Source organism: Mycobacterium lehmannii (assembly GCF_001499925.1).
Lineage (GTDB): Bacteria > Actinomycetota > Actinomycetes > Mycobacteriales > Mycobacteriaceae > Mycobacterium > Mycobacterium lehmannii.
In genome coordinates, this window is sequence record NZ_LQIR01000014.1 from 49843 (window position 1) to 75507 (window position 25665).

The 25665-nt window shown below is 67.2% G+C and carries 27 protein-coding genes; 16 read left to right on the forward strand and 11 right to left on the reverse strand.

Going from position 1 to position 25665, the window contains the following annotated elements:
- Positions 1–143: 143 nt before the first annotated feature.
- The 5 genes from AU192_RS10545 to arr all read left to right on the forward strand — a co-directional run bounded on the left by AU192_RS10545 (position 144) and on the right by arr (position 3840).
- Positions 144–1088, forward strand: a complete 945-nt coding sequence (locus AU192_RS10545) for a metal-dependent hydrolase (protein ID WP_064395802.1) — start codon at positions 144–146, stop codon at positions 1086–1088.
- Positions 1085–1273: a ferredoxin gene (locus tag AU192_RS10550; protein ID WP_064395805.1), complete on the forward strand. Its 189-nt coding sequence runs from the start codon at positions 1085–1087 to the stop codon at positions 1271–1273. Before AU192_RS10545 ends, AU192_RS10550 begins: the two co-directional genes overlap by 4 nt.
- Positions 1274–1275: 2 nt before the next feature.
- Complete coding sequence (locus AU192_RS10555) at positions 1276–2478, forward strand: NAD(P)/FAD-dependent oxidoreductase (protein WP_207544927.1); 1203 nt, start codon at positions 1276–1278, stop codon at positions 2476–2478.
- 87 nt (positions 2479–2565) lie between these two features.
- On the forward strand, positions 2566–3297 hold the full coding sequence (locus AU192_RS25795; protein WP_064395857.1) for a M15 family metallopeptidase: 732 nt from the start codon (positions 2566–2568) through the stop codon (positions 3295–3297).
- A 114-nt stretch (positions 3298–3411) separates the two neighbouring features.
- A complete protein-coding gene (gene arr, locus AU192_RS10565; protein WP_064395809.1) occupies positions 3412–3840 on the forward strand; it encodes an NAD(+)--rifampin ADP-ribosyltransferase in 429 nt (142 codons plus the stop codon).
- Between the two features lie 9 nt (positions 3841–3849).
- Here the strand turns inward: arr and AU192_RS10570 are convergent, their stop codons facing one another.
- Positions 3850–4023, reverse strand: coding sequence for a CsbD family protein (locus AU192_RS10570; protein ID WP_064395859.1), 174 nt, complete (start codon positions 4021–4023; stop codon positions 3850–3852).
- Between the two features lie 59 nt (positions 4024–4082).
- On the reverse strand, positions 4083–4892 hold the full coding sequence (locus tag AU192_RS10575) for a DUF1206 domain-containing protein (RefSeq protein ID WP_064395811.1): 810 nt from the start codon (positions 4890–4892) through the stop codon (positions 4083–4085).
- A 123-nt stretch (positions 4893–5015) separates the two neighbouring features.
- Here AU192_RS10575 and AU192_RS10580 point away from each other — a divergent pair, with 123 nt between their 5' ends.
- Genes AU192_RS10580 through AU192_RS10590 form a run of 3 tightly spaced genes read left to right on the forward strand, consistent with a single transcriptional unit; the run spans position 5016 to position 9362 of the window.
- Positions 5016–5441, forward strand: a complete 426-nt coding sequence (locus AU192_RS10580; RefSeq protein WP_064395813.1) for a lipoprotein LpqH — start codon at positions 5016–5018, stop codon at positions 5439–5441.
- A 53-nt stretch (positions 5442–5494) separates the two neighbouring features.
- A complete protein-coding gene (locus AU192_RS10585) occupies positions 5495–7813 on the forward strand; it encodes an alpha/beta hydrolase-fold protein (RefSeq protein ID WP_064395815.1) in 2319 nt (772 codons plus the stop codon).
- A gap of 10 nt (positions 7814–7823) precedes the next feature.
- On the forward strand, positions 7824–9362 hold the full coding sequence (locus AU192_RS10590; protein ID WP_242656932.1) for an MFS transporter: 1539 nt from the start codon (positions 7824–7826) through the stop codon (positions 9360–9362).
- On the opposite strand, the gene AU192_RS10595 is transcribed toward AU192_RS10590, so the two are convergent.
- The 4 genes from AU192_RS10595 to AU192_RS10610 all read right to left on the reverse strand — a co-directional run bounded on the left by AU192_RS10595 (position 9345) and on the right by AU192_RS10610 (position 13581).
- Positions 9345–10730 (reverse strand): WS/DGAT/MGAT family O-acyltransferase, encoded by a 1386-nt coding sequence (locus tag AU192_RS10595; protein WP_064395817.1) that lies wholly within the window; start codon positions 10728–10730, stop codon positions 9345–9347. The genes AU192_RS10590 and AU192_RS10595 overlap by 18 nt on opposite strands.
- A gap of 58 nt (positions 10731–10788) precedes the next feature.
- Complete coding sequence (locus AU192_RS10600; RefSeq protein WP_064395818.1) at positions 10789–11250, reverse strand: cyclic nucleotide-binding domain-containing protein; 462 nt, start codon at positions 11248–11250, stop codon at positions 10789–10791.
- 106 nt (positions 11251–11356) lie between these two features.
- Positions 11357–12895: a serine/threonine-protein kinase gene (locus tag AU192_RS10605; protein ID WP_064395820.1), complete on the reverse strand. Its 1539-nt coding sequence runs from the start codon at positions 12893–12895 to the stop codon at positions 11357–11359.
- Positions 12896–13044: 149 nt separating this feature from the next.
- Entirely contained in the window at positions 13045–13581 is a 537-nt protein-coding gene (locus AU192_RS10610) for a YceI family protein (protein WP_064395821.1), read from the reverse strand.
- A gap of 249 nt (positions 13582–13830) precedes the next feature.
- Here AU192_RS10610 and AU192_RS25675 point away from each other — a divergent pair, with 249 nt between their 5' ends.
- From AU192_RS25675 to AU192_RS10630, 4 genes are read left to right on the forward strand one after another with little or no spacing between them, the layout of a single operon-like run.
- Positions 13831–13995 (forward strand): hypothetical protein, encoded by a 165-nt coding sequence (locus AU192_RS25675; protein WP_165593289.1) that lies wholly within the window; start codon positions 13831–13833, stop codon positions 13993–13995.
- A gap of 40 nt (positions 13996–14035) precedes the next feature.
- Positions 14036–14551, forward strand: coding sequence for a 2Fe-2S iron-sulfur cluster-binding protein (locus AU192_RS10620; protein ID WP_064395825.1), 516 nt, complete (start codon positions 14036–14038; stop codon positions 14549–14551).
- Positions 14548–15534, forward strand: a complete 987-nt coding sequence (locus AU192_RS10625) for an FAD binding domain-containing protein (protein WP_064395827.1) — start codon at positions 14548–14550, stop codon at positions 15532–15534. Before AU192_RS10620 ends, AU192_RS10625 begins: the two co-directional genes overlap by 4 nt.
- Positions 15531–17612, forward strand: a complete 2082-nt coding sequence (locus tag AU192_RS10630; RefSeq protein WP_064395829.1) for a xanthine dehydrogenase family protein molybdopterin-binding subunit — start codon at positions 15531–15533, stop codon at positions 17610–17612. The genes AU192_RS10625 and AU192_RS10630 overlap by 4 nt, the downstream gene beginning before the upstream one ends.
- On the opposite strand, the gene AU192_RS10635 is transcribed toward AU192_RS10630, so the two are convergent.
- The 3 genes from AU192_RS10635 to AU192_RS10645 are packed head-to-tail and all read right to left on the reverse strand — an operon-like array spanning position 17609 to position 20696.
- Positions 17609–18568: a quinone oxidoreductase family protein gene (locus tag AU192_RS10635; RefSeq protein ID WP_133148024.1), complete on the reverse strand. Its 960-nt coding sequence runs from the start codon at positions 18566–18568 to the stop codon at positions 17609–17611. The two genes, AU192_RS10630 and AU192_RS10635, sit on opposite strands and share 4 nt — an antisense overlap.
- An 8-nt stretch (positions 18569–18576) precedes the next feature.
- Positions 18577–20091: an FAD-dependent monooxygenase gene (locus AU192_RS10640; protein ID WP_064395832.1), complete on the reverse strand. Its 1515-nt coding sequence runs from the start codon at positions 20089–20091 to the stop codon at positions 18577–18579.
- Positions 20088–20696: a TetR/AcrR family transcriptional regulator gene (locus AU192_RS10645; protein WP_064395834.1), complete on the reverse strand. Its 609-nt coding sequence runs from the start codon at positions 20694–20696 to the stop codon at positions 20088–20090. Before AU192_RS10645 ends, AU192_RS10640 begins: the two co-directional genes overlap by 4 nt.
- A gap of 45 nt (positions 20697–20741) precedes the next feature.
- Here AU192_RS10645 and AU192_RS10650 point away from each other — a divergent pair, with 45 nt between their 5' ends.
- Positions 20742–21623: an alpha/beta fold hydrolase gene (locus AU192_RS10650; protein WP_064395835.1), complete on the forward strand. Its 882-nt coding sequence runs from the start codon at positions 20742–20744 to the stop codon at positions 21621–21623.
- Here the strand turns inward: AU192_RS10650 and AU192_RS10655 are convergent.
- Positions 21598–22527 (reverse strand): NAD(P)/FAD-dependent oxidoreductase, encoded by a 930-nt coding sequence (locus AU192_RS10655; protein ID WP_064395837.1) that lies wholly within the window; start codon positions 22525–22527, stop codon positions 21598–21600. The genes AU192_RS10650 and AU192_RS10655 overlap by 26 nt on opposite strands.
- Positions 22528–22864: 337 nt before the next feature.
- On the opposite strand from AU192_RS10655, the gene AU192_RS10660 reads away from it, so the two are divergent.
- Positions 22865–23494 carry a DUF2510 domain-containing protein gene (locus AU192_RS10660; protein WP_064395839.1) on the forward strand — a complete coding sequence of 210 codons (630 nt, stop codon included), beginning with the start codon at positions 22865–22867 and terminating at the stop codon, positions 23492–23494.
- Here the strand turns inward: AU192_RS10660 and AU192_RS10665 are convergent.
- Complete coding sequence (locus AU192_RS10665; protein ID WP_064395842.1) at positions 23473–24090, reverse strand: rhomboid-like protein; 618 nt, start codon at positions 24088–24090, stop codon at positions 23473–23475. The two genes, AU192_RS10660 and AU192_RS10665, sit on opposite strands and share 22 nt — an antisense overlap.
- 65 nt (positions 24091–24155) lie before the next feature.
- Between AU192_RS10665 and ppk2 the strand changes: the two genes are divergently transcribed.
- Together ppk2 and AU192_RS10675 are read left to right on the forward strand one after the other, a co-directional pair.
- Entirely contained in the window at positions 24156–25046 is an 891-nt protein-coding gene (gene ppk2 / locus AU192_RS10670) for a polyphosphate kinase 2 (RefSeq protein WP_064395844.1), read from the forward strand.
- Between the two features lie 107 nt (positions 25047–25153).
- Positions 25154–25665 (forward strand): DUF222 domain-containing protein (locus tag AU192_RS10675; RefSeq protein ID WP_120275572.1); only part of this gene is annotated, 512 nt, incomplete at its 3' end.

Here is a 25665-nt window from a genome sequence, read left to right on the forward strand (position 1 = left end):
CGCCGGTGCGAGTACGGGACGCCGCTATCGGGTACGCGACCTGACGGACGGTCGCCCACCGCGCATCGCTACCGGTGATCGACCGGGCCTTCAACGAGGAAGGAACCGATGGCACACCCGTCGGTTGGCGGAAGAGGTAGCCCATGCCCGAAGTCGCGCAGCACCACGACGGATACCCGAAGTACCGCAGAATGGTTCGCTTCGACTGGTCGGAGACGCCGATCCACTGGGTCCCCGGCGATCCGTTCTCCACGCACATGATGAACGTCCTGCATCTGCTCCTGCCCGAGGGTGAACGGCACTTCATCAAAGCCGTGCTGGAGGCGTCATCTCTGGTCGACGATCCCGAACTCGAGGCGTCGATCAAACCGTTCATCCAGCAGGAGTCCTGGCACGCCTGGGCACACCAGGTGGTGTTGGACCACCTGGCCGAGCAGGGCATCGACACCAAGCCCTACACCGACCGGCTCGGCAGAACCTTGTCGGTGACGTTGGGTGACCCGCCGAAGTTCTTCCCGCCACCGCTGAAGCGGTGGTGGCTCTACCGTCGGCTGGCCGATGTGGCCGCGCTCGAACACTTCACCGCGGTGCTGGGCCAGTGGGTGCTGCAGAACCGCGGGCTCGACTACGCCCGCACCGACCCCGTCATGCTCGACCTGCTCCGCTGGCATGGCGCCGAGGAGGTCGAGCACCGTTCGCTGGTCTTCGACGTCTACCAGCACGTCTGCGGAAACTACTTCATCCGCGCATTCGCGATGCTGATGACCGCGCCGCTGTTCGTCGGCTGGTGGATCGCCGGGGCGCGCTACCTGATGGCCAACGATCCGACCATCGACCAGAAGTGGCGATTCCGGGACTGGCTACGCGCCGCGCGCGAGTACAAGCTGCCGGGACCGTGGAACTTCCTTGTGACGGTGCCGCTGCGTTACATGCGACCCAGCCACCACCCGAGCCACGAGGCCAACACCCAGATGGCCATCGACTACCTGGAGCACTCGCCGGCAGCGCGGGCCGCACGCGAACGTGCGGGGTCACCGAGTCGGCAGAACACCACCGCGACGGAGATGGAAGGGGCCGGAGTCCGATGAAGGTCATCGTCGATTTCGACACATGTGACGGCAACGGCGTCTGCATGAGCATCTGCCATGAAGTGTTCGACCTGCGCGAGGACGGCTTACACGTGCTTCAGGAAGCGCCGGGCGAGGAGCTGCGCCAACAGTTGAAAGGCGCCGAGGTCTCCTGTCCCACCCGCGCGATCCTGGTGAAGGACTGACCATGGCGACTAGACTGCGAGAAATTGTTGTCGTCGGCGCCGGGGTCGCAGGCGTGCGAGCTGCGGAGACTCTGCGGCAGAAGGGCTTTGACGGTGCGCTGACGATCGTCGGCGACGAGCGTCAACCTCCCTATCACCGGCCACCGCTGTCGAAGAAGCTCTTGTCCGGCGAGATTCATCGGGCCGGAATCGACATGGCGCCGCAATTCGACCTGGACGCGACGGTGTTTCGGGGCGCCTCGGCGGTGGGGCTGGACGACAAATCGTGCACCGTCCGCGTTCGAGACGAGGATCGAGAGCTGTCGCTGCGCTACGACGGGTTGGTGATCGCCAGCGGCGCCGTTCCCCGCCAATGGCCGGGCGGTCCGGTGCCCGACGGAGTGATGATGCTGCGCACGGTCGACGACTGCCTCGCCATCCGGAAACGGCTCGCCTCGCGCCCCCGTGTCGCGGTGGTCGGCGGCGGCTTCATCGGGGTCGAGGTGGCGGCAACCTGCCGCGCGCTCGGATTGAAGGTGACACTGATCCAACGGGGTTCGAACCCACTGCTGTCGGCACTGGGCGCAGAGCTGGCGCCGCACTGGGCCGAGCTGCACCGGAGGCACGGTGTCGACCTGCGGCTCGGAGTCGGTGTCGAGAAGTTCGTGGGCAAGCGCAAGGTGAAGGCAGTTCGGTTGACCGACGGTTCCCGGGTCGCGGCCGACCTCGTCGTCATCGGGCTGGGCGTCACGCCCGCGACCGATTGGCTCGAGGGCTCCGGAGTGCGCATCGACGACGGCGTGCTCTGCGATGCCACGGGCGCCGCCGAGGGCGTCCGCGGCGTCGTGGCCGCCGGCGATGTCGCGCGTTGGTGGCATCCGCGCTACGAACGCCATCTGCGGATCGAACACTGGGACGTCGCCAACCGCCAGGGCGAGGCAGCGGCGCAAACCCTGTTGACCGGTCCGCAGCACGCCGAGCGCTTCGACGAGATTCCCTACTTCTGGTCGGATCAGTACGACGTGAAACTTCAGATGCTGGGTCTGCCAACCGATCACGATTCGGTCGACATCGTCGAGGGCGACCTCGACGAGTGGGAGTTCGTCGCGGCGTACGGGCGTGGCGGGCGCACCGTCGCGGTGCTCAGCACGATCCCCGGGCGGGTGCACGCCTACCGCGGCGCCCTCGAGGAGAACGCGGCGTTTCCGCCGAAGCCGCCGGCATAGCCCAGGCGCTACTCGGATCCCCGCCTGAACCAGCGTCGCGATCTGCGAAGTGCCACTGCGGGGACACAGTACGATCCCGCCGTGGGCATATCCGGTCGGGCGGTCGCCAAGCCGGTGGCCATCTTCGCGGCCACTGCGCTGCTCGCGCAGTGCACCTCCTCGCCACCGTCGGCCGAGTCCACGCCGCCGTCGACATCGCCCACCACCACGACGCAGACCACCACCGCCGCGCCTCCTCCCCCGCCAACGACCACCCCCACACCTGCCGAAGTGCACGCCGTCACCGCGGCTGACCTCGGTGAAAGTTGGCGTCCCGGTTGTCCTCTCGGCCCAGAGCGACTGCGGCGCATCGAAATCGACCACCTCGGAATGGACCTGCAGACCCATCGCGGAGAGTTGGTCGTGCACGAAGACCTCGTACCCCAGGTCATCGAGATCTTCGAGCAGCTCCGTGAAGCGCGCTATCCGATCGAGAAGATGCGCACGCCCGACCGTTACCCGGGCGCCGAAGACGAACTGTCCATGCGCGACAACAACACCTCGGCGTTCAACTGTCGCGACATCCCCGGGTCCGGCAACTGGTCCCACCACGCCTACGGCCGGGCCATCGACATCAATCCCCTCATCAACCCCTACATCGACAATGCGGGTGACCTCCAGCCCGCCAACGCCGCACCGTATCTCGATCGCACCCGCATCGACCCGGGCCTACTGCACGCCGGCGATCCTGCGGTGCGGATCTTCACTGACCGCGGCTGGACGTGGGGCGGCGATTGGCAGAACCCGAAGGACTACCAGCACTTCGAAAAGCCCGAATAAATTCCGCCGTCGTGTTTCCCACTCTCACTTTACGACGGGGGGTGGGGCTTGCGGCAAGGCCCCTGACGTGCTGCACAATCGTCCGGCCATCGCCGCTACTGATGAAGGAGCAGTGTGTCGAACCCGCCAAAGCCATTCGAAGTCCACGAGTCTGGCGCCTACCTCCACGGCACCAAGGCGGACCTCGCCGTGGGTGATCTGCTGGTGCCGGGACGTCCGTCGAACTTCGAAGATGGGCGCATCTCGAACCACGTCTACATCACGCAGACCCTGGACGCCGCCACCTGGGGAGCCGAGATGGCACAAGGCGAGGGACGCGGCCGCATCTACATCGTCGAACCCCTTGGCGCCGTGGAGGACGACCCGAACGTCACGGACAAGAAGCTGCCCGGCAATCCGACGCGCTCCTACCGAACCCGCGAACCGGTGAGAATCGTCGACGAGATCACCGACTGGGTCGGGCATCCACCCGAGCAGCTTCAGGCCATGCTCGACGGCTTGGAAGACCTCCGGCGCCGAGGCCTGGCCGTCATCTACGACTGAGCCAAAGAGCTATTTCTTGAAGGCGTCCTTGATCTTCTCCCCGGCATCCCGGAGGTTGGCCTTCGCCTGATCGCTGCGCCCCTGGTCGCGGGTCAGCGGGTCTCCGGTCAGGTTGCCGACCGCTTCCTTCGCCTTACCCGCGAGGTTGTCCACCTTGTTCCTCGCCTTGTTCGCTGCGCTCACCATTCCTCCTCGAAGTCGACGTGCCGCTCGGTTACCCTCGGCAGCCGTCCGCGGAAACCTCACATGCGGGAGTACCGGGCCAGCGCAAAGCTGTACAACCCATAGGCCGCGAAACCCGTTGCCGCGACGATCAAGATCGCCTCACCGTAGTGCGCGCGTCCGAGTGCCTTGACCGCACCGTCGAGGCCCGTCGATTTGGCCGGATCGCTCACGTACGTCGCCACCACCACCGACAGGCCCGCGGCGAACAGCACCAGACCCTCGGCGACATGGCCGCAGACGCCCAGCACCGTGACCAGCCGGCCACCCGGGACGGTGAGGTCTTTGAGGAACTTGCGCGTCGCGCCCTTGTGGACGAAGTAGGCGCCGATCACCGCGATCGCGAGCCCCGCGAGCACCAGAACCGCCTTGCCGCCGTCGGACTGCATCAACCGAGCGCTCAAGCCGGAGGTCTGCTCGCTGCCCCGCGTCCGTGCACCCAGCGCAAACTGGATCGCGGTGAACGCGACAGCGCAGTACACCAGCGCCAGCCCAAAAGCCCTGAGCCGGTTCATGAGTGGTGAATCGCGTTTGTGCGCCTCGGTGCTTTCGCCGGGATGCAGCCCCAACACCGTCTCGGCGAACCGCCACATCGCCAGCGCGATGAGCCCGGCGGCGACGATCCACAGCGAAAAGGTTCCGCCGCCCTCCGTGGCCAGCGTCCTCAGGGCACCGGATTGGTCGGCTTCACCGCCGAGGCCCAGCGCGATCCGCAGAATCGTGTAGGCCACCAGCAGGTGCAATGTCCCGCTGACCGGGTATCCCGCACGGGCGCAGAACTGGACCACACGGCTTCCGGTGGCATCGTTGACCGCGCCCTTGAAGCTCATGTTGTCACCGGACCACCTGACACCCGGCTCTATTACCCGCGCCGTTTTCCGGCGAAACGGCCGATGACCGCCCCCGGCGACACCCCGCCGGGGTAACCTCCCCACGCCAGAGGAAGGTGACTCATGCGATTGCGGTCCAGTGGTGTACCGGTGTTGGCGGTGGCAGCGCTCGTCTCGGGATGTGGGCTGGTCGGACCGACACCGACCGAAGAACCCGCCCGGTCCGGACGGATCGTCATCGACGGCAACGGCGTGGACACCCAGACCGTCGAGTGCACCCAGCATCAGTGGTCGATGCAGATCGACGCAAAGGCGAAGACCGGCAGCGCGCAGGTGTACCTGGAGCTCGGCGGCGAACAACCGGTCGTGCGGACCGTCAACATCGAGAACGTCAACGAGATCAACGGGGTTTCCGGGGGCGAGGCGGGCAAAGCCGAGGCCACCATCAACGGCAACGTCTACACCATCACCGGCACCGTCGTCGGCGCCGACGGGCGCAATCCCGGCCAATCCCGCACGATGCCGTTCGAGATCAAAGCGCCCTGCTGAGTCGCCGACGGTAAATCCCCGCGGAACGACGGACTGCTCCTACGTTGGGGGTCATGTCCCTCATCGACCTGGCGCTGCTGCCACTGCGGATCGGACGCCGTGCGGCAGACACTGTGCTCAAAGCCGTCACCCCCGAATCGCGTGGCCCGCAATCGGAACTCGTCGTCATCGGCGGCATGCCCGAAGGCGTGCCCGACGCGGCATTGCGCCCCGAACCCGAGCTGCCCGCGCCGCAGAGCTGGCCGTTCGGCGAAGACTTCCCCCGCACCTGCGGAACGGGTCGCTACGCCGACGGCGCGTTCTTCTGGACCGACTTCCTCTACGACGACCACGGCGCCACCGGCCTGCTCGTCGACATCCCGACCGGCGGCCTAGTGCCTCCGCGCGGCACGTACGTCTACCCTGACGGGCCCGCCGCCCGCAACGGCGCCGACATCTTCCGCGCCGCGATCGGCCTCACCGACACCCACACATGGTGGCGCGTCGACTGGAACACCCTGATCGACGCGTCAATCCCGATCGCGCTGTTCACTTTTGACACCAGACCCGCTCCGGCGACATCAGACACCGACCGCACCGCGGCGCCCACCAACGAATGGCCCGCCGGGGCCGGCGTCACTTCGGCCGGCATCGACACGGCCCTGCTCATCTCCGCCACTGGCGCGCGGCTGATCGACCTCGCCACGCAGTCGTCGACTCCCGCGGAACACGAGGTCGACATGCAGTCCCGGTCCTTCCTCGCCAAAGTCCCCCGCTCGCTTGCCGAACCGGAGGGCACCTGGACGGTCCGGCTGGCCGCCGGGCTGGCCAACGACGCGGGCGACGGCTTCGCCAACGTGCCCGTCAGCCGCGGCGCGCGGCCCGGCCAGCCGAACATCTACAACGTCGCCTTCCGCACCCACCAGCAGGAAAAGGCACACCTGAACTTCTGGTCGGACCAGGCCCAAGCCGAAGCGCTCAACGACGGCGACGTCACCGAGTTCTCGGTTGCGCTCGCCTGGGACCAGCTCGCCGAGCGCGCCACCACCGAGGAGCCGATCGTGCGCGGCACCTCCACCCGCTGGTACGTCTCCTCGATCGAGCTAGGCCAGGGGGTCGCCAAGACGAACATCCTGAGCACCGACCCGCAGTTCCTCGGCCGCGTGCAGCCCTACTCAGTGTGCCTGCCCTCGACCTACACGCCCGGCCGCCAGCTGCCGTTGACGCTACTGCTGCACTCACTTGCGTTGGGGCAGAACCAGTTCGCCGCGATCGACCCGCGGCTGCTGCACCAGGTCTGCGAGGACCGCGAATCGGTCGTGGTGACGCCGCTGGCCCGCGGTCCGTCGTGCTGGTACTTCGACGAAGGCGAACTCGACGTGTGGGAGGTGTGGGCCCGCGTGGCCGAACAGCTCGGCACCGATCCCAACCGCACCGTCGTCTCCGGCTACTCCATGGGCGGCTACGCGGCCTACAAACTGGGGCTGACGTATCCGGAGGTGTTCGCCCAGGCCGTCGTGCTGGCCGGGCCTCCCGTCTGCGGTGTGCGCTTGCTGCCCGACGTCGACGTCCCCGCCGACCTCGACTTCGACTCGCACTGCGCCCGCGAAGGCGATACCTGGGAACTGCTGCCCAACGGGCGATGGCTGCCATTCGTCATCGCCCACGGCGTGCTCGACCAGTTCGTGCCGATCACGTCGGTGCTGTCCCAGGTGCTCGAACTCGACCGGCTGGGCTACCGCTACCGGTTCACCGTCTACCCCTTCGAGGACCACGTGACGTGGGTGCTCGAGGACGAATTCGACGACCCGATCGCGCACATGGGCACCGGACTCCGCCAGCCCGACCCCGGGCACATCACCTACTCGTGGTACCCGGAGCTGGTGCGGCCCGATCTCGGCCTCGGGCCGCAGCACGTTTGGTGGTTGTCGAACCTGACCGCCGATCCCGACCTGGCCGGCAGGCGCGGCGCCGTCGCGACCGTCGACGCGCGGTCGTATGCGCGCCCCGACCCGACGCGCACGATCCGCCGTCGCCGCGGCGTCGAACCCGACCTCGACCTGTCCCCCGGCCTGTACACCGAACTGCTCTGGCGCACAGGCCCGGGCGTCGAGCCCATGCCGTTCCTGACGCTGAAGCTGACCGGCGTCGCGGGCATCACCGTCGACGTCGCCCGGGCCGGGCTCGCGTCGCTGGACACGTCGAGCATCGATATCTCCACCGACACCGAGACGCGTGTCGAACTCGTCGCTCTGCCGCCCGATCTGGCGGTTCTGCTCGACGGCGAACCGGCCGGTGCGGACGTGCTGGTACCCGTCGGGCGGCACACCATCGCTCTCACCGCGGCGACCGTGCCCTCGAAAGAGGTGATGGCGGCGTTGCTGCGCCGGTAACATCCCGCGCGTGCCGGACGCTCCTCGTGTCGACGCCGAGCAGCGTCAGGTGTCGGGGCTCGCCGCTGTCATGACGGTGCTCGCGATGGGCCTCGGCTATGCGATCGCGATCGGCGACCCGACCACCTTCTCGGCCAACCTGCAACTGGTCTCGGCCGGCGTGGGAATCACCGGATCCACCGCGACGTTCGTCGCCAGCCTGGCCACCCTGACCCTGGCCGCCGCGGTCCTCAGCGCCGGTGCGCTCGGCGATCTGTACGGCATGCGGCGCATGTATCTGCTCGGGCTGGCCGGGGCGATCGCGTTCAGCGTGCTCGCCGCCGCCGCACCCGCACCGGCGGTGTTGATCGTCGCCCGTGCGGGTGCCGGTGTGACGCTGGCGTTCCTGATCGGTCTGTCGCTTGCGATCACCAACGCGGTGTTTCCGCCGGGCCGGCGGGCCGCGGCGATCGCCGCCTACTTCGGTGTCGGCTACGCCGTCGCGACCCCGATGCCGGCAATCAGCGGCATGCTCGGCCACGCGATCGGTTGGCGGGCCTGCTTTTTCGTGGCGCCAGTCATCGGGCTCCTCGGCTTGCTCGTCACGTGGCGGTTCGTGCCCGAGACCGTGCGCGCGGACCGTCGGCTCGACGTGCTCGGGATGGCGTTGTTCGCCGTCGCGCTGCTGGGGCTGATCTTCGGCGTCTCGCGCATCGAGACCGGGATCAACACTTTGGGACTGGTCACGATCGGCGTCGGCCTGGTGGCCGGGTGCGCATTCGTCATGCAGGAGTTGCGGGCTGACGACCCGGCGCTCGACATGCGGGTGTTCCGGTCGGGCCGGTTCAACGCCGCCGTGACCGCAGGCGTGCTGTTCAACATCGTGCTCGGCGGGTCGATGGTGTTGCTGTCGTTCTATCTCGTCACCGTCCGCAAGGAGTCGCACGAGCTATTCGGTCTGCTGCTGATTCCGGCCACCGCGCTGGCCGCCGTCGCCGCCACCTCGGCCGGGCCCGCCGCGAACCGGTTCAGCCCGCGCACCGTGATGATCACCGGACTCCTGGTCATGCTCGGCGGGCTGCTGTCGATGAGGCTCTTCGATCTCGACACGACACGCACGACGGTGTTCGTCACCACCGCGCTGATCGTGGTGGGCGGCGCCCTCGTCACGACGCCGCAAGCCACGATCATGATGAGCAGTGCGCCAACCGATCTCGGCGGCGCGGTCTCGGCCGTCAAGAGCGCAGTCAACGAAGGCGGATACTCGCTCGGCCCCGCGCTATTCGCGCTCGTCGGCATCAACCTGTTCCTCACCGACAGCGCCCACGACCTCTCCCGCTCAGGGATCACGCGCGCCGAAACCCGCGAGGCGCTGCTGACCGTGCACGGCGGTCACGGCGCGCAGATGGTCAACCCCGAGCAAGCCCGGCTGGTGGTGGAGCAGGCGCCGCACAACGCCGTCGACGCCATCCACACCCTGAGCGTGATCATGGCCGTCGGCCCGGTCGCAGCGATAATCCTGGCACTGTGGTTGATCAAGCCCGCGAACCGCTCAGCAGGCGGCCAGTAGTTCGTCCAGCGCGGTTTCGAAGCGGTCGGCAAGGTCCCACAGATCGTTGACCAGCTTGCGGCACGCGATGATCCCGACGTTCAGCTTGCCGGTCAACGACATCACCGTGATGTTGAGCCCGGAGCCGTGGAAGATCGGGCCGAGCGGGTAGAGCGCCTTCATCTCGGCGCCCATCGCGTACAGCTTGTCCTGCGGCCCGGCCACATTCGAGATGACCACGTTGTGGATCGGCGTGTGCTTCAGCGGCGTGTGGGACAGCACCTCCATCGCCATGCCGAACAGTGCGGGCGGCAGCGCCTGCGTCACGTCGGCCAGCAGGGTCGGAGCGATGTCGGCACTGTGAGCCTTTGCGCGCGAACTGGATTCGGCGATGGTGCGCAGCCGTTCGCCGGGATCGTCGATATGGGTCTGCAGGTTGTTGAAGAAGCCCGAGAGCTTGTTGCGGCCGGGCCGGTCGGACTTGTCGTGCACCGACGCCGGGACCACCGCGATCAGCGGATCGTCCGGCAGCTCGCCGCGCTTGAGCAGGTACTCACGCAACGCTCCGGCGCACAGCGCCATCACCACGTCGTTGAGTTTGACGTCGAAGGCGTTCTTCACCCGCTTGACGTCGTCGAGGTCGAGCTGCGCCAGCGCGATGGTGCGGTCGGAGGTGATCTCGGCGTTGAACACCGTCGCCGGAGCCGAGAACGGGGCGGCCATGGCGGTGCCGGAGCGGGCGCGGGTGATCGTGCTGAAGACGGTCGACAACGTGGCGGGCACCGCTCTGGTCAGTTGCCACGGACGGGTGAAAGCACGCACCAAACCGTCGGCGGCGATCTCTAGTGGCCTGGCGCCGCCGAAACCCTCGACGGGCTCGGGTGGCGCGCCGTCGGGTTCGAGGTCGCACAGCTTGCTGATCAGGTTGGCCGCCGACACCCCGTCCACTGCCGCGTGATGCACCTTGATCATCAACGCGACGTCTCCGGCGTCGGACGGATCGGTTTCGTGGATGCCCTCGATCACCCACATCTCCCACAGCGGCTTGCTGCGGTCGAGGGGTGCCGCGGCGATGCGCGAACAGACATTGACCAGTTCGTTGCGCCCGCCGGGCGCGGGCAGCGCGATGCGGTGCAGGTGGTACTCGAGGTCCAACTCGTCGTCGTCCACCCACACCGGATGATCGAGGTTCAGCTGACTGTTGGCGAGTTTTGCCCGCAGCTCCGGCAGAGCCTCCAAGCGCGTGGCCAGATGCTTGCGGACTCGGTCGAAGTCGTAACCACCGGGGATCGTCGACGTATCAAGGCAGGCGATTGAACACACATTCAGTGGGACACTGGATGATTCGCTGTAGAGCATCGTTGCGTCGAATGCACTCAGCCGTTCCATTGACGCGGCGTACCCGCATTGACAGGTGCGTCAAACCATGAGCGAAGTTACTGCCGATTCAGCCCTGCTTGGTGGCCTGCGGGGCGTGGCGGGCAACGGTCGCGTCCATCGCCTCGCGCAGCGCAGGCATCTCGTGGATCAACCGGGCGAGGTCGTCGCGGTTGATGTGGAGCACGTCTGCTCGCCCCGTCGTCGTCACGGTCGCGTTGCGCAGTGCACCGCGGCGCAGCACCGATTCGCCGATCACCTCGCCGGGGCCGACGACGGCGATGCGGTCGTGGCCGACGTAGACGCCGACCTCGCCGCTGAGCAGGATGTAGCAGGCGTCCGACGGGGTCTGCTCCTGGATCAGCGGCCACGGACCTGACGTCGACGTGCGATGCGCGGCTTCGACCAGGCGCTTCAGGTCCTTGTCGGAGAACTTGGAGAAGGTCTCGAATTCGCGGAGCCGGCGGGCGTCCTGCTCGATTTCCTGTCGGCGGGCCTGTTCGCTCTCGCGCGAGTACCTGCGGTTGTCCATGAGCTCCCCCGATCTGCGGTGTCTCCTGGCCGAACGGTAGTCCTCCTGCTGCGATTTGTGCACAGAAACGAGCGCTGAGCGCTCCTAGACGTGCACAAATCGCCGGTCAGCGGTTCGCTGAGCCGTACTCCAGCGCCGGTTCGGCCGAGTCGACCTTGCCGTTGCTCGAAATCGTCAGCAGGCCGGGCTGCACGTCGTAGCGTGCGCCGTCGGCCGGATTCGTGGCGACGAACCCGTTGCCCACCGGCCGCGCGTTGTCGAGCTGCACGTTGGCGCCGTCGCGCAGGCGTTCCCCGCGGTACTGATACGTGCCTTCACCCGTCTCGCAGATCACCGCCAGTGACTGTGCCGTCCGGATCGCCGCGACCGGCGTGCTTCCCGCGTCGCAGCGAGTCGTGTGCCCGATGAAGCCCTGCGAGTCCGTACCCGACACCCCGGCGATCGGTGGCCCACTGGTGGTCGGCGTCGTCGTGGTGGTCGGCGTCGACGGCGCGGTGGTCGTGGGCGGAGTCGTCGTCTCGGTCGTCGTCGACGGCGGCACGGCCAGCGGCGTCTGCGGCGCGGACCCGCCGTTGTCGCCAAAGGCCAGCACCATGGCCAGCACCACCGCGGCGGTGAACAGCACGACAGTCGTCACCACCAGCCCGACCTGCGCCGGACCGAACCGCTTGCGGTTCGTGGGCGGCGGCGGCTGCGGCGCGTACATCGGTTGATAGCGGGTGCTCGCCGGGTTCGGGTCGACGGCCGAGAACTGGCGCGTCGACGGGGCCGGCGGCAGTGGCGGGGTTACCGGCATCGCGACCGGTGGCTGCTCGGCCGCAGCGGCGGCCGCCTTGGCCAACTCACCGGCCGTCGTGTAGCGATCGGTGGGCTTCTTCGCCATGCCTCGCTCGATGACCTCGTCGAACGCCCGGCTGATGCCGCGTCGCATGATGCTCGGGCGCGGCGGCGGCGAGAACAGGTGTGCACCCATGATCTCGCGCAGGTCGCCGGAGTCGTATGGTGCGCGGCCGGTCAGGCATTCGTAGAGCAGGCAGGTCAGCGAGTAGATGTCGGAGGCCGGGCCGCCGCGTTCGCCGCTGATGCGTTCCGGCGCCATGTACGCACACGACCCGATGACCAGGCCGGTCTTGGTGACGTTGGCTTCGCCGCCGCCGTGCGCGATGCCGAAGTCGACGATGTAGGCGAAGTCGTCGTGGGTCAGCAGCACGTTCTCTGGCTTGATGTCGCGGTGTACCAGCCCATTCGAGTGCGCGGCGTCCAGCGCGGCCGCGACCTGGGTGATGATCGACACTGCGCGCGTCGCGGGCAACGGGCCGGCGGTCCGAATCAACTCCTTGAGGCTGGCTCCTTCGACGAGGCGCATGTCGATGTAGAGCACACCGTCGATGTCGCCGAAGTCGTGAACCGGGATGACGTGGGGTTCCTGTAGGCGCGCGGCGACGCGCGATTCACGCCGGAAGCGTTCCTGAAAGTTGGGATCGGCCGCCATATCCGGACGGAGCAGCTTGATGGCCACGGTCCGTTCCTTTGCGGTGTCCCACGCGCGGTACACCTCGCCCATGCCGCCGACGCCGATCAGAGACTTCAGCTCATACGGCCCGAATCGCGTGCCCAGACGGGAACCGCCCTTCGGGGAGCTCACATGCCATCCTTTCTCTTTCCGACACCAGCGCAGCAACCAGTGGTGTTCCCGCAACGCCGTCTTACGTAACCCGCTCCCCGCAGCGGGTGGCCCGGCGACTCCGATATCGCAGCAGCACAGGCGATTTCCTCAGTGCGCCAGGCTACCGATTATTTCGTCGCGGTGAATGCGACGGTCACGGCGTCGGCGACCTTCATCGAGCCCATCAGCATCGAGTACGGCTTCAGGCCGAAGTCAGAGTGCCGCACGGTGGTTTCGCATGACATACGCCACATATCGTCGGCTTCCTGCACGGCCACGTCGACGACCTGGTCGCGCGTCTTGCCGTTGATCTGGAGCGTTCCGGTGAGACGGTATCCGCCCCCCGTCTTCTCGATCTCGCTGGTTTCGAACTCGATGCGCGGAAACCGCTTCGCATTCAGCACTTTCAGGGCGTTGGACCGCGCGAGTGTCTTCTCCGGCCCGGTCAGCGGCGTGACGCCGCCCTCACCGCTGAGCACCTCGAGCGAGTCCACATCGACCGCGAGCGTCACTTCGGATGGTTCGCCGTCGGACCACGCGACCGTGGCATGCCAGGTGTTCACGGCGATAGTCAGGCGGTGACCCATCTTTGCCGCCCGGCCCTCGACGCCGGTGCGGACCTCGAGCCGCCCGTCGTGATGATCCATCGTCCAGGTCCGCGTCATGAATCCATTCTCCGGGTGACGCTGAGAACCGGGGCCCGGCATCGGGCAGGTAGTGACTATTGGACGCCTGACGGTGGTCTTTGGTCCCTGGACCCCACTGTTGGCAAACGCGAGGCTGGTAGTGAGCGGAAGGGCTGATGAGCGATGAACCCCAACTGCCCGGAGTGCGGCGAGGGCTTTGACGAGAGAGACGCGCATTGGGTCACCAACGCCGAGGGCGGGGTGATGTACCGCTTACCGTGCGAACACATGACGGTCGGAACCTGGACGAACGGCGTCGTCTCCTATGGGCCCGAACACGTCTGGGAGCGCCCGGTCGATCCCGTGCACCACCACCGCTACTTCCATGACCACCACCGCGGCTTCATCGACGAACTCGACAAGATCCTGGAAGCAAAGGCGCACGAGGAGTAGCGCACCGTTTTGCCCGGCTTGACGCGGGTACCTGCCGACAATGGAGTCAGCCCACTTCACCGAAATCACCGTGTCCGTCGACGGCGCCGAGCACTCCGTGCACATCGACAACCGCGTCACCCTGCTCGACCTGCTCCGCGAACACCTCGGCGTCACCGCACCCAAGAAGGGCTGCGACCACGGCCAGTGCGGGTCGTGCACGGTTCTGCTCGACGGCCGCCGGGCCACCACCTGCCTGGCCTTCGCCGTGGCTCACGACGGCGCCGAGATCGTCACCGCCTCCGGCCTCGGCGACGGCGACACGCTGCATCCCGTCGCCCAGGCGTTCCTCGACCACGACGGCTTCCAGTGCGGCTACTGCACACCCGGCCAGATCTGCTCGGCCGTCGGCATGCTCGACGAGGTCAAGTCCGGCGCGCCCAGCCACGTCACCGACGATCTCGAAAAGCCACCCGAACTCTCCGACGAGGAGATCCGCGAACGCATGAGCGGCAACCTCTGCCGGTGCGCGGCCTACCCCAACATCGTCGCCGCCATCAGCGAGGCCGCCCGATGATCCCGTTCGACTACCACCGCGCCACCAGCGTCGCCGACGCCGTCACCGCCGTCGCCGAACGTCCCGACGCCGTGTTCCTCGCCGGCGGCACCAACCTCGTCGACCACATGAAGCTCGGCATCCTCGAGCCCTCCCTCGTCGTCGACGTCGGCCACCTGCCGCTCACCGATATCGAGCAGCTGCCGGACGGCGCCCTGCGCGTCGGCGCCGACGTCCGCAACAGCGACCTCGCCGCCCACCCCGTGGTTCGCAGCCGCTACCCGGTGCTGGCGCGGGCGTTGCTGTCGGCGGCCTCCGGCCAGCTGCGCAACCTCGCGACGACCGCCGGAAACCTGTTGCAGCGCACCCGATGCGTGTACTTCCAGGACGTCACTACACCGTGCAACAAGCGCACGCCGGGCGAGGGATGCTCGGCGATCGGCGGCTACGTGCGCTACCACGCGATCCTCGGCGCCTCCGAACACTGTGTGGCCGTGCACCCTTCGGACATGGCCGTCGCGATGGCCGCGCTCGACGCGCAGGTCGTGTTCGTGGACGCCGAGGGCGAACACCGCCTACCACTGACGGAGTTTCACCGCCTGCCCGGCGACCGCCCCGATCGCGACACCGAGTTGCCGCCCGGCGCGCTGATCACCGCGGTCGAGATCCCTGCGCCGCCGGACGGAGCCCGGTCGACGTACCGGAAGGTGCGCGACCGCGCCTCCTATGCCTTCGCGTTGACGTCGGTGGCCGCTGAACTCATCGTCGATGACGGCACCGTCACGAGCGCGCGGATCGCGCTCGGCGGCGTCGCCCACAAACCGTGGCGTGCCCGCCGCGCCGAAGAGGTCCTCACAGGTGCGCCGGCCACCGAAGACACGTTCCGGCGGGCCGCGGACGCCGAACTCGGGGATGCGCAACCGTTGCCGGGCAACGAGTTCAAGGTCGAACTCACCCGCCGCACCATCATCGCCACCCTGACCGAACTGAGCGAGCAACGATGACCACCCTCGAACCCCGCGCGATCGGTACACGTGTCACCCGTCTCGACGGGCCCGCCAAGGTCACCGGCACCGCGGACTATGCCTACGAGTACGCGGTCGAGAACGCCGCCTACCTTCATCCGGTCCAGGCCACCATCGCCAACGGCCGCATCACGACCATGGACACCTCCGCCGCCGAAGCGGTCGACGGAGTTCTGGCGATACTCACCGTGTTCGACAAGTCTCAGTTGGCTGACACCTCCAACGGTGACCTCACGATTCTGCAGGGCCCGCAGGTGAACTACCGCGGCCAGTTGATCGGTGCAGTGGTGGCCGAGAGCGTCGAGACCGCCCGTCATGCAGCAGGTCTGGTGCAGGTCGAATACGACGCTTCCCCGCATGACGTCGAACTGCGCGCCGACCATCCGAAGCTGTATGCGCCCGAGCAGGTCAACGCGGGCTATCCGACCGACACCGCCGAGGGCGACGCCGAAGCCGCGCTGCGTGACGCGCCGGTCGTCGTCGACCAGATCTACTCGACACCGCACGAGCACAACAATCCGATGGAGCCGCACGCGTGTATCACGCTGTGGGACAACGACACGTTGACGCTGTGGGATTCCACGCAGGGCGTCCACGTGGTCCGCAACGAGATGGCGACGACGTTCGGCCTCGAACCCGAGCAGGTGCGCGTCATCGCGAAGAATGTGGGCGGCGGATTCGGTTCCAAGGGTGCCCCGCACTCACACAACGTGCTGGCGGTGATGGCCGCGCAACGGGTTCCGGGACGGCCGGTGAAGTTCGCCGTCACCCGGCAGCAGATGTTCGACTTCGTCGGATATCGCACGCCGACCATTCATCACCTGCGTCTCGGCGCCGAGCGTGACGGGACGTTGACGTCGGTGAGCCACGACGTGATCGCCCAGACGGCCACGGTCAAGGAGTTCGCCGAGCAGGCCGCGGTGCCCACGCGCATGATGTACGCGGGCGCGAATCGCAAGACGTCACACCGGTTGGCGGCGCTCGACGTGCCCGTCCCGTTCTGGATGCGCGCGCCCGGCGAGTGTCCGGGTATGTTCGCTCTGGAGGTCGCGATGGACGAGCTGGCCGTCGCGTGCGATCTCGACCCGATCGAGTTGCGCATCCGCAACGAACCCGACGTCGATCCTGAGACCGGTAACCCATGGTCGGACCGGCGGCTGGTCGAGTGCCTGCAGACGGGAGCGGAGCAATTTGGTTGGGCGTCGCGTGACCCGGAGCCGGGAAGCCGTTGCGAGGGTGAGTGGTTGGTCGGTACGGGTGTGGCGTCGGCGGTGTATCCCGCGATGATCCAGCCGGGCAATACCGCCCGCATTGAATGTGTCGCGCCGGGGCGCTACGCGGTCGCGATCGGCGCCGTCGACATCGGCACCGGCACGTGGACGGCGTTGAGCCAGATCGCTGCCGATGTGCTGGGCTGCGAGCTTTCGGCGATCGACTTGCAGATCGGAGACACCGACCTCCCGGCCGCGTCGGTGGAGGGCGGTTCGTCGGGTATCAGCTCGTGGGGCCGTGCGATCGTCGCTGCGGCACAACAGTTCCGGCACGACCACAGTGACCATCCCGAGGTCGGAGTGAGCACCACCGCCGAGGCGCCGGAGAACGAGGAGGCGCCGAACTTCGGAATGTATTCGTTCGGTGCGCATTTCGTAGAGGCGCGGGTCAGCCGGCATACGGGCGAGGTCCGGGTGTCGCGGATGCTGGGGGTGTTCTCGATCGGCCGGGCGATCAACCCGGCGACACTGCGCTCGCAGTTGATCGGCGGCATGACGATGGGGCTGTCGATGGCGCTGCACGAGGAGAGCGTGCGCGATCCCCGCTTCGGCCACGTCGTTACCCGGGATCTGGCGACGTACCACATCAGCTCGCACGCCGACGTCCCCGCGATCGAGGCGATGTGGCTCGACGACGTGGACAAGCACGCCAATCCGATGGGCTCGCGCGGCGCGGGTGAGATCGGCATCGTCGGCTCTGCCGCGGCGGTCGTCAACGCCGTCTATCACGCCACGGGCATCCGGGTGCGGGACCTCCCCGTGATGTGCGACGCGCTGCTGGGCTAAGGCCGTAACACGAGGCTGCCGACGGTTTGTCGGCCGACGAGTGCGCGGTGCGCTTCGACGACGTCATCGAGGCGGTACTCGGTGACTTTCGGGCGGAGTCGGCCGTCGGCGGCGTATGCGAGGAGTTGTTCGAGGGCCTGGCTGAACGCGTCCTGGCGACTGCGCCAGCCCATCAGGGAGTAGCCGGTCACCGTGAGGTTCTGTGTCATCAAGGCCATCCCCGAGTACGTCGGCGGGGTTCCACTTGCGGCTCCGAACGTGACGATCCGGCCGAACGGCGCGATGCAGTCCAGGGTGTCTTGCGAGGTTTGCCCGCCGACGGAGTCGAGCACGAGGTCGACCCCATGCCCGTCGGTCAACTCGAGCACGGTCTTGGCCCATCCGGCTTCGGAGTAGTCCACGGCGAAGTCAGCACCGTACGATCGAATGTGGTTGAGTTTCTGCGGAGTTCCCGCCGTGCCGATGACGACGCCAGCGCCGAGCAGTCGGGCGAGTTGGATCGCGAGGGTTCCGACACCTCCCGCGGCGGCGTGCACCAGCACGGTGTCGCCGGACATGATTCTCCCAGCGTCGCACAATGTCTGATAGGCGGTCGCTCCGTGGACCCAGAGGATGGCCGCATCATGGCTGTCCACCGAGTCAGGCAGCGGCACAACTGAACCAGTCTGCGCGATGGCGAACTCGGCGTAGCCGTGCTCAACCATCGCCGCCACCCGTGACCCGACGGCAGGTCCACCCGAGCCGGAGCTGCGAACCGTCCCCGCGACTTCCTGCCCCATTCCCGCGGGCAAGTCGAAGGTGCCGAACGCCCCCTGCCGCTTCATCACGTCGCCGTAGGTGATGCCGGCTGCTTCCACCTCGATCAGCACCTCATTCGGCCCGGGCACCGGCACCGCGCTGTCACCGACATGCAGCACTTCTGGTCCACCGAACTCGGCCATCCAGACGGCTTTCATCGTCACTCCTAAACAGGTTGGGCGAGAACGCGGTCGACGTTCTCGATCACCGACGTCGGATCGCGCTGGTCACTGCGGTAAGCGATGTAGCCGTCAGGCCGGATGAGAACGTAGCCGCCGTCGGGCAGGTCGTAGGTGGTGGCGACGGCGGGCTCGTCGACTCGTACTGCGCTTATCCGGTCGGGCAATTCGGAAGCGGGCGGCGTGGCGTCACCGATGGTCAGCAGGGTGTGCCTCGTCGGGTCCAGCAGGTCGAAGAGCCGGGTGGAGGCGCCATCCTGTCCGGCGAGCGTCACGTCGGGTGCACGGTCGCCGACGGCGACCCGCCCCTGCGGCGCACTACCCGAATCATCGTGGTAGGACACGTCGATCTGTGAGATCGCGCGCAACAGGGTGCGCTGGACCGGTCGTCGCGCCAGGATGTGCGGCGCGATGGTGCGGCGCATCTTCGTGCTCACGGGGTTGCGCAGCAGGGTCATCCTTGTGATGCGCCGGGTTCCTTTGACGAGTCGTCGGGCAACGGGCGCCCGCTCGGCGGCGTAGGTGTCCAGCAGCGCTCGGTCCGCCTCACCCCGCACGACTGCCGCAAGTTTCCAGCCGAGGTTGAAGGCGTCCTGGATGCCGGTGTTCATCCCCTGCGCGCCGACCACCGAGTGGATATGGGCGGCGTCGCCGATGAGGAAAGCCCTTCCGGCCGAGTGTGATTCGACTCTGCGCTGGTTGATCCGGAATCGGCCGGCCTGCCTGACTTCGGTGATCCTGGCACCCGGGGGCGCGCAGACGTCGACGGCACGCTGCAATTCGGCCTGCGTGACGTCGCCGGCGGGCGCGGGTTGCTCGTACTGTGCGACCGCGATGCGATGCCAGCCGTGCAGCATCGGAAAGTAGGCCACGAACCTGCCCCGATTCAGGAACGCGAAGAACTCGGCGCCGGGGAGGTCCCAGTCCATTCGGAGATCGGCGACAGCGAAGTTCTCCTCGAACGCCGAGCCCAGGAACCGCAGCCCGAGCTGCCGGCGGACGCTGCTGTGCGCCCCGTCCGCGCCGACGATCCAGCTCGCCCGCACCGTTTCGCCGCTGCCGTCGGGGCCGCGCACGTCGACGCTTACGTGGTCGGCGTGCTGAGTGAGTTCCACCATCTCGACCTGATGCTCGACGTGGGTGCCGAGTGCGGCGAGGTTCGCGGTGAGGACCTCTTGCACTTCGTTCTGCGGGATCATCAGCAGGAATGGGTAGGGCGATGCCAAACCGGCGAAGTCGGCTCGCAGGATCTGCCGGTTCTCGCTGAACACGTTGAAGACTCGCGCTTTGAGTCCGCGCGCGAGCAGCTGTTCGGTGATGCCCTGCCGATCGAAGAGTTCGAGGCTGCGAGCCTGCACGCCCAGTGCGCGCGTCTCGGTGTTGGGTCCGGCCGCGGCGTCGATGATGCGGGTGCGGATACCGCGGCGGGCCAGTTCGTTGGCCATCGTCAAACCGGTGGGTCCCGCGCCGACAATCAGCACATCGGTGTGGTCGGAGTTCATGAACTCTCCTCTGTGGGAATCTTGGCGGCCAGGAGTCGCTCGAACATCTCGACGAGCTTGCGCCGGTGCGCAACCTGATCCAGGTCGGTGAGCGGGGCGTACGCCTCATGCAGTCCTTGCAGGGCACCGAGCAGGACGACGGCGGTGAAATGCGGGTCACTGACGGTGAATTCGCCCTGCTGCACGCCTTCTTCGATCAGTGCGGTCACGGCGGGCAGCACGTCGGCGGCGACCTGCGCGGTCACGCGGTGGTGCATATCGGTGAACGCCCGCGAGTACAGGTCGGCAATCAATCCCGAGGTGGCGGCATCGGTCAGTTCCCGGTAGCTGAAGTGAAAGTCCATCAGGCGAGCAGTCGGTGACCGCGAGTGGTCCGTCAGCGCCGCGATCCACGTATCCGCGATCTGCTGCGAGGCCGCCAGCACGCAGGCTTCGAACACTTCATCCTTGGACCGAAAGTGGTGGTAGAAGCAGCCTTTCGCGACGCCGAGCTCACCGATGATCGCTGCGACGGTGGTCTTCTCGTACCCGTTCTCCGTGAACAGCTTGAGTGCGGCACCGACGATCTCGCTCTTGCGCACTTCCGGTTGCTTTATCTCCCGCACCTGTCTTACGCTACAGACCGACGGTCGGTCTGTCAAGGAGGTGCCATGCGAAACGTTCTCCAGACCCAGCATCGGGTCAACCTGAGCGCCGGAGTCATCGAATACTCGGACACCGGCGGCGACGGCCCCGTCGTCGTGCTGTTGCACGGGGTCAACATGGATAGCTCTCTGTGGGACAACGTCGTTGCGCGGCTGGCGCCCGAGCATCGCTGCATCTCTCCCACCCTGCCCCTGGGCAGCCACCGACGTCCGATGAGACGTGGGGAGCTGGTGACCCATGAGGGCGTCGCGGCGTTGGTCGGCGAGTTCATCGAACGGTTGGATTTGCACGACGTCACGCTGGTGCTCAACGACTGGGGAGGTGCACAGTTCCTCGTCGCCGAGGGAGCCGAGCGGATCGCCGCGCTGGTTCTGGTTGCGTGCGAGGCTTTCGACAACTTTCCGCCGGGGCTACCGGGCAAGGCCGTCGCCTCTAGCGCGAAAATCCCCGGCGCGCTGTGGCTGACGATGCAGCTGCAGCGGTTCGACTGGTTCCGCCGCGCCCCTGGCGGCTGGGGCTGGATGGCCAAGCACCCGATACCGAAAGACGTGATGGATCAATGGTTCGGTCCCGCGTTAACCGATAGCGCAGTGCGCCGCGACCTGCGCACCTTCGCGGGCTCGACGCCCAGCCGGGCGCGACTGGCCGAGCTGACGGAACAGCTTCGAACCTTCGACCGGCCCGTACTCGTGGTGTGGGCACCGGAGGACAAGGTGATGCCCGCTGAGCACGGCCCGCGTCTCGCATCGCTGTTCCCGCATGGCCGCCTGGTCGAGATCGGCGACAGCTACACGCTGATACCGCTGGATCAGCCCGCCCGCCTCGCCGACGAACTGCGCGAGTTCGTCGCCGCGGATGTGCTCAGATCGGGGGGTACGGGAGGCTGAACTGGTCGGCCAGCAGGCTTTGGACGATGATCATCGCCGCCTTCGAGCCGGCGGCGATCGCGCCCGCCACATAGGGCTGTTCGCTGCAGAGGTCGCCCGCGGCGAACACGCCGCTGGCCTCAGTGCGGTGGATCGGGTCGATGCTGATGGTGTCGGCGGCCAGCGGGCCCGGTGTGCACGCGGCACCGAGCTGCTCGGCGAGCGGTGAGCGTTGCTTGAGCGGCGCCTCGACGAGTAGACCGTCGCGAGCGAGCCGGTCTCCGTCGGCGAAGGCGATCGCGCTCAGTTGTCCGTCCTCGCTGAGCAATTCGACGACCCGACGGTCCTCGATGGTCACGTCGGCGGCCTTTAACACCTGCTTGTCCTCGGGTGACAGGTCGGTGCGCCCGTCGGTCAGCAGCACGACGTCGTCGCTCCAGCCGCGAAGCATCAGCGCCGAGTGCATCGCTTCCTCGCCGGCGGCCATGGTGGCCAGCCGCTTGTCGCGCATCTCCCAGCCGTGGCAGAACGGACACTGGAAGACCGAGGTGCCCCACAGCTCGGCAAGCCCGGGCAGGTCCGGCGGGTTGTACTGCATGCCGGTTGCCAGCAGGACCCGCTTCGTGAGAATCGGATCGCCGTCGTCGGGTTCGAGAATGAAGCCGTTGTCGACCGGGCGGCCGCTGATGATCTGGCCGTGCCGGTACTCGACGCTGGGGTAGGCCGACAGCTCGCGGCGGCCTTCCGCGTACAACTCTGCGGGTGGGCGCTGGTCGTAGCCGAGAAGGCCACCGATCACGTTCGAGACGCGGTTGCTCTGTTCATCGGCGTCGATGACGACCGTGCGTCGTCTCGCGCGCCCCAAGACGAGGGCGGCGCTCAACCCGGCGGCCCCTCCCCCGACGACAGCACATTCCCAATCCATGGCCTCATCGTTCCCGAGGTGGCCGTCGCGAAACCTCCCGGCCGATGTGCCGAGGTCAGCGGCGTCTTGGCAAGGCTCAGTGAGCGCGACTCGCAGAGGGACCCAGCAAACTCGTTCATAGGGAAACCCCTGATTCCCCGGGCCCCGATTTTTCGTAGCGTTTGTGTTGCGGTCAGTGGTCGTGGGGTTGCAGCGCCGTCGGGGGATGATCGGTGCCCAAATGTTGAAGACCGTGGACAACTGAGGGAGGCATTGTGTGCCGAGGAGAGATACCGACAACGGCTTTGCGCTGCTGCGCACGGCACGTTATGAACTTTGATGCGCAGGGGTTTTCGCGATGAGCGCGGGCTGGTTCCCGGATCCCAGCGGCCAGCCGGGGCAGCGCTACTACGACGGTCAGCGGTGGACGCAGCACTTCGCGCCGACGCCACCGCCGACCGTCACCGCCCCGACAGCGGTGGCTGTGGCGGTGTCGTCCGGCGGAGGAACGAACCACGCGCTGCACCTCGTTCTGACGCTTCTCTCCTGCGGGCTCTGGCTGCCGTTCTGGATTCTGTTCGCGATCTTCGGCGGATCGTCTGGATCAGCAATCGCGGTCGGCGGGGGTCCCGGCGGTGTGAACGTCAATACGCGATCCCGGACGCCACTGATCGTCGCGGGCGTAGTTCTCGGGCTCGTCGTGCTCGGCATCCTTGCCGAGAACCCATGGTTGCTCCTCGTCTTGGTCCCCATGGTCGGTGTCGGCGGATTCCTGTTCTGGCGGCACAAATCTGCCGAGGCTCGAAAAGCTCAAGAGCTGCGCGAGCAATACCGCCGTGACGTTCTCGCCGCTCGAGCCGACTACGAGAGCAAGCTCTACGCCGAGGGCGATCCGGCGGGCATCTATGGGCGGTATCCGCCGCCGCCTGTGACGCGGTTCAACGGTGAGCGGCCTACGGTCGTGAGTCAGCGGGGTATCGACGGATAGGGCTGCTCGTCGCGGTCGGGTGCGAGCGGGACGGTCGCTAGCCCGACGAGGAACGCGGTCAGGTGGCCGACTTCGGTGAACGTGGGCCGGGCGGCGGCGTTACCGGCCAGCGCCAGCGCGGCGGCGGCCTGGGCACCGGAGCGCCACGGCTTGCGGGTGTAGCCCGACAGAGCCCCGGCCACCCCGAGGACGAAGTAGCTCACGCCGACGTCGCGGGCGTTCTCCGCTCGCTGCGGCGCTCGGCCCTTCCGGATGAGGAACCGCAGGTAGCTCTGGCCGACGTAGGTGGCGACGACGTGCGCGCCGGTCCCGACGAGAAGCCAACGCCACCAACCCAACCGGCGCTCCGCGGGGGCGACGACGCCGACGAACACCGGGACGTAGGGCCACCACCTGTGGTCGTCGAGCCAGAACAAGCTGGTGGTGAGGACGCGATGGGGTTCGCTGCGCAGCCGGCGCAGGTTCGTGGAGTTCCTTCGCTGGATCCGTCGCGACCCCCGGTGTCCGGCCGAGCGCTGCACCCGGGTCGTTATGAGCAAGACGAGCAGCCACGCGAAGCTGAACGGGGCGCCGGCGACGGCGCGGGGAAGCCGCACCCGCTGAGGTTAGCGCGATTAGCCAGGCAGGCTTGCGGGTAGGTGAGCGTCGTTAGGAGCCGGTGATGACGACTGCAGACTCGGAAATCGACCTCGACGCGCTGTCGACCGACGACCACGGATACACCGTCAACGACGAGGACGAAGATGACCCGGTACTGCTCGATCGCGACGGTAAGCCGATCGAGACGTGGCGCGAACGGTATCCCTATGACGAGCGGATGAGTCGCGACGAATACGAGCGGATAAAGCGGCAGCTGCAGATCGAACTGTTGAAGCTGCAGAAGTGGAGCAAGCGCACCGGCGCGCGCCACGTCATCGTGTTCGAGGGCCGGGACGCGGCGGGTAAGGGCGGCTCGATCCAGCGGTTCATGGAGCACCTCAACCCGCGCGGCGCCCGGGTTGTGGCGTTGGAGAAGCCGACCGAAGAAGAGAAGTCGCAGTGGTACTTCCAGCGATACGTCAGGCATCTGCCGACCGCTGGGGAGATGGTGCTGTTCGACCGCTCTTGGTACAACCGTGCCGGTGTGGAGAGGGTGATGGGCTTCTGTACGCCGAAACAGCATGCCGAGTTCATGCGGCAGGCACCGGCGTTCGAGGAGATGCTGGTGAACTCGGGGCTGCACCTCACCAAGTTCTGGTTCTCCGTCTCGCCGGCCGAACAGCGGACGCGGTTCGCGATCCGGCTGGTCGATCCGCTGCGGCAGTGGAAGTTCTCGTCGATGGACATGGAAGCGGTCAATCGATGGGAGCAGTACACCAGGGCCAAGGAGGAGATGTTCGTCGCGACCGACACCGACTACGCACCGTGGATCGTCGTGAAGAGCAACGACAAGAAGCGCGGACGGATCAACGCGATGCGATACCTATTGTCGCGCTTCGACTACGACGACAAGGACGACGAGGTGGTCGGCGAGCCGGACCCGTTGATCGTCGGTCGGGCGCTGGAGGACTGAGGGTCAATCGGGCTCGACGACAGCGGTTTTGGCTGTTCACGAGCCATCTCAGCACGGTGAGCGGCGGACGGCGACTTTTTGTCGGTGGTGGGTGTCATGATGCGGTTATGTCGTTGACTGCAGCCGCAGATATTGGGGAGTTGTCGCCCGATGAGCGGTTGGGGGCGCAGTTCGCTGCGCTGGAGGCGCTGGCGGGTCAACGCAACGCCATCGACGGGCGCATCGTGGACATCGTCGCCCAGATCGAGCGTGAGCGGTCGTGGGGGGCCACCGGTGCGCGCTCGGTCAAAGCGCTGGTGGCATGGAAGCTGGGCCTTTCTGAGACCACCGCCAAAGCGGTCACCGCTATCGCGCAGCGCATCGAGGAGTTCCCCCGCTGCACCACGGAACTGCGTGAGGGCCGGCTGTCGCTGGATCAGGTCGGGGTGATCGCCCAGCGCGCCGCCACCGGATCTGATGAGCACTATGCGCAGCTGGCCTCGGTGGCCACCGTCAGCCAACTGCGCTTTGCGATCAAACTCGAACCCCGCCCAGAACCCGAGCGCCCCGCACCTTCCCCCGAACCGTCGCTGACCAAAACCGTCGGCGAGCAGTCCACCACCTACCGCATCACCCTGCC